A 6,654-nucleotide genomic window follows, 5' to 3' on the forward strand; every position below is an offset into this window, starting at 1 on the left:
AGAAAATCCAGACCATCGACCTCAATGCAAGCCAACGATAGGATGGCAAACTGTTCGCGATGTCCTCGCACAGCTGTTCGCGATGTCCCCGGTCCAAACACCCACTTGAGGGGGAGATGGCCGGCAGGCGAGAGGGGGCGCTGTCCCGCCGACCTGCCGATCGGCACCATTGCGCATCCAGGTCAAACCCCCAACCGGGTTCCAGATCAATGAGAAAGCCCTGCTGTCGGCTCAGCTTTATGAGGTAATGCTGGTTGATGGGGCGTTGATCGCAAATTGCGCGGTGAAAGCCCGGATATAAGCCGGCCGTGCTTCCCCGCGCGCTACATAGGCAGCCAAGTTTTGATATTCGTCCAAAATGCCGGACATTCTTAGTCGCAGCAGCACTGACACCATCAATAAATCGCCCGCGCTGAACGTATCATCGAGCCAGTCGGCGACGCCTAAGTGGGCCGAGAGTTTGTCCAGCCGAGCCCGAACACGGTCCTTTACCAACGGCAAGCGCTCCTCGCTCCAAGGCTTGTCACGTTCGAATATTCTTGCCGTCGTTAATTCGAGGATCGGCGGCTCGACGGTGTTAAGTGCGGCAAACATCCACGTGATCGCACGCGCGCGGGCACTGCGATCCTTCGGCAGCAATCCCGTATGCTGCGCAGCAAGATGAAAGACGATCGAGCCGGTTTCGAACAGCGAGAGAGAACCTTCCTCATAGGTGGGGATCTGGCCGAAGGGATGGATGGCCAGATGGCCAGGCGCCTTCATTTCTGCGAAGGAAACAAGACGAACCTCATACGGCTGCCCCACTTCTTCGAGCGCCCAGCGAACGCGCGTATCGCGCGCCAGTCCCTTGCCGCCATCGGGCGATCGTTCAAAAGCTGTGATAGTGATTGTCATCGCGTCCGTTTCCTTGCTCGCGGTCCAGGAAGGTCTGGGCGAATTCTTCGGCTTCCCATCGTGAGACGAATGAGCCTCCCCGAAATCGACATCTGTCTTGACCTATTTCATTTGTCTTGACCTATTTCATTGCTGGCGCCCTCGAGGGGTGATTGGCAGCTTCTGTGTCGCTTCTCACTTGCCGTCGCCCTCCATCTCCATCATGTATCGACAAACAAGAGCGACGGGATATGCGTTTGACCATCCCCAACATGATCACGATCATGCGCTTCGTGCTGGTGCCGGCCGTGGTGCTGGCCATGCTGCAGGAACGCTGGGACTGGGCGTTTGCCGGCTTCCTCATTGCCGGCATTTCCGACGGCGTCGACGGCTTCATCGCCCGCCATTTCAATCAGTTTTCCAGGCTCGGCGCCTATCTCGATCCCATGGCCGACAAGCTGCTGCTGGTCTCGGTTTTCGTGGTCCTGGGCTTCAGTGGCGAACTGCCGCTGTGGCTGGTCGTTACCATGGTGTCGCGCGACGCACTGATCGTCTGCGCCGTGCTTCTATCCACCGTCATGGCGCATCCGGTTGAGATGAAGCCGCTCCTGGTGTCGAAGGCCAACACCGCGATTCAGATCGTACTGGCGGCAGTGGTGCTGGGTGAACTGGCCTTCGACATCCGTCTCGATCCGCTGAGGCCGGCCCTCATATTGCTGTCCGGGGTCTTGACCGTGGCTTCGGCCGCGGCCTATCTCGTGGCTTGGCTGAGGCATATGAGCGGCTATGGCGAAGGCTCCACACCCGGCACCTGAACGCGGGGCACCTGAACATCGGGCACCTGACGAACGGTCCATCGACGCCGAGGCCGAAGCCGCGGCAGCGGAGGCTGCGGCATCGGCGTCGTTTCGCCGGCAGATCCGCTTCTGGCTGGTCAGCGCCATCATCCTCGCCGTCTTCCTTTACGTCTTCAGCGGCATCCTTCTGCCCTTCGTTGCCGGCATGGTGCTCGCCTATTTCCTCGACCCTGTCGCCGACCGGCTGGAGCGTCTCGGCCTGTCCAGGCTGATGGCGACGGTGGTCATCCTCGTCGCCTTTATCGTCGTCCTGGTGCTGGCCGTCGTCATCCTGGTTCCGGTGCTCGCCTCGCAGATGGCTGATTTCGCCAGCAAGCTGCCGGACTATCTGACCCGGTTGCAGAGCCTGATCACCAGCTTCGACCCGAAATGGCTGGAAGAGAAATTCGGCGTCGACGCCAATGGCCTGCGTGAAGGCTTGAACTCGCTGCTGACCTCCGGCTTCGGCCTCCTGACCACCGTCTTCACCTCGATCTGGAGCTCCGGCGTTGCGCTGGTCTCGGTCGTCAGCCTGTTCGTGGTGACGCCGGTCGTCGCCTTCTACATGCTGCTCGACTGGGACCGCATGGTGGCAATCGTCGACAGCTGGGTGCCACGCGACTATGTCAAGACCGTCAGGGCGATCGCCAGGGATATCAACACGGCAACCGCCGGCTTCGTGCGCGGACAGGGCACGCTGTGCCTGGTGCTGGGCGCCATGTATGCCACCGGCCTGACGTTGACGGGCCTGAATTTCGGCATCCTCATCGGCCTGTTTGCCGGGCTGATCTCGTTCATCCCCTATGTCGGCTCGCTGACCGGCCTGGTGCTGGCCGTCGGCGTCGCCTTCGTCCAGTTCTGGCCGGACTGGACCATGATTGCGGCGGTGGCCGGCGTGTTCTTCGTCGGCCAGTTCATCGAGGGCAATATCCTGCAGCCGCGGTTGGTCGGCAAAAGCGTCGGTCTGCATCCGGTGTGGCTGATGTTCGCGCTGTTTGCCTTCGGCGCGCTGTTCGGCTTCGTCGGCCTGCTGATCGCCGTTCCGGCTTCCGCCGCCGTTGCCGTTCTGGTGCGCTTCGCCATTGCGCGCTATCTCGAATCGCCGCTCTACAAGGGCCACGCCGACGAGCCGGTGCCGCCGCTGCAGGTGCGCCGCCGCGGGGGCGCGCGCGGTTGAGCCAGATGCCGGACAAGATCGATCCGCCGCGCCAATTGCCGCTCGATCTAGGCCACGGCACCGGCTATTCGCGCGACGAGCTTGTCGTTTCCAGCACCAACAGCCAGGCGGCGGCGCTTGTCGACCGCTGGCCGGACTGGCCGTCGCCGGTTGTCGTGTTGGCCGGGCCGGCCGGCTCCGGAAAAACCCATCTGGCCTCGATCTGGCGGACCCGCGCCGACGCGGTGAAAGTGGAGGCCGGCCGCATCGGCGACTGCATCGAAAATCTCGGCGCGCATCCGGCCCTGATCGACGATGTCGATGCCGGCCCGGTCGACGAGCACGGTCTGTTCCACCTGATCAATGCGGTGCGCGGCGCCGGCTCGACCTTACTGTTGACGGCGCGCCGCTTTCCCTCTGCCTGGGGCGTCCGGCTGCCCGACCTGGCATCGCGGCTGAAGGCGGCGGCTACCGTCGAGATCCACGAGCCCGACGACCTCTTGCTGGCCGGCGTCATCACAAAGCTGTTCGCCGATCGACAGGTCGAGGTCGAGCCGCATGTCGTGCAATATCTGGTGCGCCGCATCGAACGCTCGCTGGCCACCGCAATGCGGGTGGTCGAACGGCTCGACCGCACCGCGCTCGAGCGCAAGACGCCGATCACCCGCGCCCTGGCAGCCGAGACCGTCAGCGCCATGGATGAAGGGCAGGGCGAGTTCGAGATTTAGAGGATTCCAGTTCAGCCGCCGTCCCATTTTGGGAAAAAAGGCTGGCATCTGTCTTGCAAGAAAGAGCTTGCCGGCTAATCCCGGTCCTGATTGCGTATCAAATCAGGTAGTAGGCTCGCCGGGATGGAGTGGTTGGGGTTCTCGCCCGGCGAGCTTGCCGTCAGATGCATCTGGTAGCGCCATTGCGGCGGCAGGTCTCAACTTTCACCTCCTGCAATCGCGGCTCGTTCCACGCCAAAGCGCCGGCGATAATCGCCGGGCACCAGGCCGGTTATCCTGGCGAATACCTTGCGGAAGGAGCCGGGATCGTCATAGCCGACCTCCCAGGCGATCTGGTCGATCGATCGCATCGTGGTTTCCAGCATCTCGCGCGCCTTGCCGACCCGCAGGTGCTGACAATATTCGGTCGGCCTGAGGCCAGTGGCGTTGCGGAAGCGTCGCAGAAAGGTCCGCTCCTCCAGCCCCGCACGCTCGGCCATGGCGCCAAGCGTCACGTCGCGCGCGCCGTTCGCCTGCAGCCAGTGCTGCACCTTGAGGATCGCTTCGTCGTCATGGGTCAATCGCGGCGCAAACGGGCTGTAAAAACGTTGCTCGCGGCCCGGTGGATCGACAAGCATGAAACGCGCCGTGTCCATCATGACGGCTGACCCGAGCACCCTGTCCACCAGCTTCAGGCCGAGATCGGTCCAGGCCATGTAGCCGCCGGCGGTAATGATATCGCCATCGTCGATGACCAGCCTGTCGGCGTCGAGCAGGATGTCTGGGAAGCGTAGCGCCAGCGCGTCGCGATAAGCCCAGTGCGTCGTCGCGGCGCGACCGGACAACAGGCCGGTCTCGGCAAGCACGAAGGCGCCGGCGCAGACCGAACCGAGCGTCGCGCCTGCCGCATGACGATCCCTGAGCCAGCCGGCATAGGGCGCGGCTGCTTCCCGAGCGATCGGATCTCCCAAGGTCGGCGGGAGGATAACCATGGCTGGTTCATTGCCGGCGCCGGGGTCGCTGTCGAAGCTGCGGACTACGGTGTGGCCCGCGTCCTCCAATTGCCAATGACTGACGCGAAGCCTCAACGCGTCCGGCAACCGCTCGACAGCCAGCCGGTTTGCCAGCATGAAAAGATCGGTCAGGCCGAGCACGGCTGCTTCCTGCACGCCGGGATACAAGACGAGGCCGATTTCGATCAGATCACGCGCAGCCGTCATTTGTCAGTTTTGCCACGTTGAATGTCCGTTTTGCCAATGCTCACCCTGACCGCACTGTTATAATTTTTCCAGCTGAGGGGGCTAAAAGCTTCCCTGTTACCCCCAACTTTTCCATCAAGGAGTAGGACGATGAGCACATTCACCACCCATGACGGCACCGAGATTTTCTACAAGGATTGGGGCAAGGGCCAGCCGATCGTGTTCCATCACGGCTGGCCGCTGAGCTCAGACGACTGGGACAACCAGATGCTGTTCTTCCTCGAAAAGGGCTACCGCGTCATCGCACATGACCGCCGCGGCCACGGCCGCTCGTCGCAGACCGCGACCGGCAATGAGATGGACACCTACGCCGCCGATGTTGCGGCGCTGGCGGCGCATCTCGATCTCAGGGATGCGATCCACATCGGCCACTCGACCGGTGGCGGCGAGGTGGCGCGTTACGTCGCGCTTTATGGCGGCGGCGGCCGTGTTGCCAAGGCGGTGCTGATCGGCGCCGTGCCGCCGATTATGGTCAAGACCGACAGCAACCCCGGTGGCTTGCCGATCGAAGTCTTCGACGGCTTTCGCGCGGCTCTGGCCGCTAACCGTGCCCAGTTCTACAGGGATGTGCCGGCCGGCCCGTTTTATGGCTTCAACCGCGAGGGCGCCAAGGTCTCGCAAGGCGCCGTCGACAATTGGTGGCGCCAGGGCATGATGGGTGGGGCCAAGGCCCATTACGACTGCATCAAGGCCTTTTCCGAGACCGACTTCACCGACGATCTAAGGAAGCTCGACGTGCCCGTCCTGATCATGCACGGCGACGACGACCAGATCGTGCCGATCGCCGATTCCGCGCTGCTTGCGATCAAGCTGGTGAAGCATGGCACGCTCAAGGTCTACAAGGGCCTGCCGCACGGCATGTGCACCACCCATCCGGAGATCATCAATCCGGATCTGCTGGCCTTCATCCAGGGCTGACGGCTTGGGTATCGGACGGGCAGCGCAGGCTCGTGCTGTCCGTCCGTCGCTTACGCATCACCGGCGACGGCGGATCACGCTCGAGCGTGATCCGCTTGCGCTGCCGACGAGGTTCGCTTGATGAATGGTCGGAGTGGAGAGATTCGAACTCCCGACCCTCTGGTCCCAAACCAGATGCGCTACCAGGCTGCGCTACACTCCGAACGGTCTGTTGCCTAGTGATTTCAGCCCACCAAAGCAAGCGTAAAAAGCCATCGGCCTTGCTGCCGGCGGCATTGCGCAGTAATGACGGGCTAGTGCATGGCCAGAGAACAGTAATCTGGTGTCGCGGTCGTGCGCTTGCAACCAGCAATGAGGTGGTCATGTCAGCCCGCATTTTCAGCCCAGCCAAAACCGCGATGCAGTCCGGCAAGGCCAAGACCGGCCATTGGGTGCTGGAATTCGATCCGGAGCAGCGCAAGAAGATCGATCCGCTGATGGGCTACACCACGTCCGGCGACATGCGAAGCCAGATCAGACTGACCTTCGACACAAGAGAAGAGGCGGTCGCCTATGCCGAGAAGGAAGGCCTGGCTTTCCGCGTCGAGGAGCCGAAGGAAATCAAGCGCCGCCAGATTTCCTATGCGGAGAATTTCCGCTATGACCGCAGGACGCCCTGGACGCATTGATCCCATACCGGCCCTGCCGGCACAATCCGCCGGTCATGCGGCCGGCCAGTGGTCCCGTAGCTCAGCTGGATAGAGCACCGGCCTTCTAAGCCGATGGTCACAGGTTCGAATCCTGTCGGGATCGCCAATATCTTCAGGGTACGACCCGGAGACATGGGTAACAGAATGTACCTAAGACATGGGTGACAACCTCGTGCCGAACGGGTTGTCGATGGTCTGCAAGGTTCTCTGTTCCAG

General features: G+C 62.3%; 7 protein-coding genes and 2 tRNA genes. 6 read left to right on the top strand and 3 right to left on the bottom strand.

Annotated elements, in window-relative coordinates; all coding sequences use genetic code 11:
* Positions 1–237: 237 nt before the first annotated feature.
* Positions 238–894, bottom strand: coding sequence for a glutathione S-transferase family protein (locus tag NKJ13_RS31145; protein WP_352740315.1), 657 nt, complete (start codon positions 892–894; stop codon positions 238–240).
* Between the two features lie 236 nt (positions 895–1,130).
* Here NKJ13_RS31145 and NKJ13_RS31150 point away from each other — a divergent pair, with 236 nt between their 5' ends.
* From NKJ13_RS31150 to hdaA, 3 genes are read left to right on the top strand one after another with little or no spacing between them, the layout of a single operon-like run.
* On the top strand, positions 1,131–1,688 hold the full coding sequence (locus NKJ13_RS31150) for a CDP-alcohol phosphatidyltransferase family protein (protein ID WP_023677645.1): 558 nt from the start codon (positions 1,131–1,133) through the stop codon (positions 1,686–1,688).
* Positions 1,660–2,886, top strand: a complete 1,227-nt coding sequence (locus NKJ13_RS31155) for an AI-2E family transporter (RefSeq protein ID WP_352740314.1) — start codon at positions 1,660–1,662, stop codon at positions 2,884–2,886. Before NKJ13_RS31150 ends, NKJ13_RS31155 begins: the two co-directional genes overlap by 29 nt.
* Before the next feature lie 5 nt (positions 2,887–2,891).
* Entirely contained in the window at positions 2,892–3,593 is a 702-nt protein-coding gene (gene hdaA, locus NKJ13_RS31160) for a DnaA regulatory inactivator HdaA (RefSeq protein WP_254820322.1), read from the top strand.
* A 197-nt stretch (positions 3,594–3,790) separates the two neighbouring features.
* Here the strand turns inward: hdaA and NKJ13_RS31165 are convergent, their stop codons facing one another.
* A complete protein-coding gene (locus tag NKJ13_RS31165; protein ID WP_352779500.1) occupies positions 3,791–4,792 on the bottom strand; it encodes a GlxA family transcriptional regulator in 1,002 nt (333 codons plus the stop codon).
* A gap of 129 nt (positions 4,793–4,921) precedes the next feature.
* On the opposite strand from NKJ13_RS31165, the gene NKJ13_RS31170 reads away from it, so the two are divergent.
* A complete protein-coding gene (locus tag NKJ13_RS31170) occupies positions 4,922–5,749 on the top strand; it encodes an alpha/beta fold hydrolase (RefSeq protein WP_352479278.1) in 828 nt (275 codons plus the stop codon).
* Positions 5,750–5,874: 125 nt separating this feature from the next.
* Here the strand turns inward: NKJ13_RS31170 and NKJ13_RS31175 are convergent.
* A tRNA-Pro gene (locus tag NKJ13_RS31175) sits at positions 5,875–5,951 on the bottom strand.
* 160 nt (positions 5,952–6,111) lie between these two features.
* Between NKJ13_RS31175 and NKJ13_RS31180 the strand changes: the two genes are divergently transcribed.
* Together NKJ13_RS31180 and NKJ13_RS31185 are read left to right on the top strand one after the other, a co-directional pair.
* Positions 6,112–6,417 carry an ETC complex I subunit gene (locus tag NKJ13_RS31180; protein WP_352479279.1) on the top strand — a complete coding sequence of 102 codons (306 nt, stop codon included), beginning with the start codon at positions 6,112–6,114 and terminating at the stop codon, positions 6,415–6,417.
* A 50-nt stretch (positions 6,418–6,467) separates the two neighbouring features.
* A tRNA-Arg gene (locus tag NKJ13_RS31185) sits at positions 6,468–6,544 on the top strand.
* The last annotated feature ends 110 nt before the right edge of the window (positions 6,545–6,654 follow it).

The organism is Mesorhizobium sp. M0174 (assembly GCF_040322275.1).
Classification (GTDB): Bacteria; Pseudomonadota; Alphaproteobacteria; order Rhizobiales; family Rhizobiaceae; genus Mesorhizobium.

Excerpts from the sequence above, each read along its gene's own strand:
- NKJ13_RS31145 (WP_352740315.1), bottom strand. The coding sequence starts at position 894 with ATGACAATCACTATCACAGCTTTTGAACGATCGCCCGATGGCGGCAAG.
- NKJ13_RS31155 (WP_352740314.1), top strand. The coding sequence starts at position 1,660 with ATGGCGAAGGCTCCACACCCGGCACCTGAACGCGGGGCACCTGAACAT.
- hdaA (WP_254820322.1), top strand. The coding sequence starts at position 2,892 with ATGCCGGACAAGATCGATCCGCCGCGCCAATTGCCGCTCGATCTAGGC.
- NKJ13_RS31165 (WP_352779500.1), bottom strand. The coding sequence starts at position 4,792 with ATGACGGCTGCGCGTGATCTGATCGAAATCGGCCTCGTCTTGTATCCC.
- NKJ13_RS31170 (WP_352479278.1), top strand. The coding sequence starts at position 4,922 with ATGAGCACATTCACCACCCATGACGGCACCGAGATTTTCTACAAGGAT.
- NKJ13_RS31180 (WP_352479279.1), top strand. The coding sequence starts at position 6,112 with ATGTCAGCCCGCATTTTCAGCCCAGCCAAAACCGCGATGCAGTCCGGC.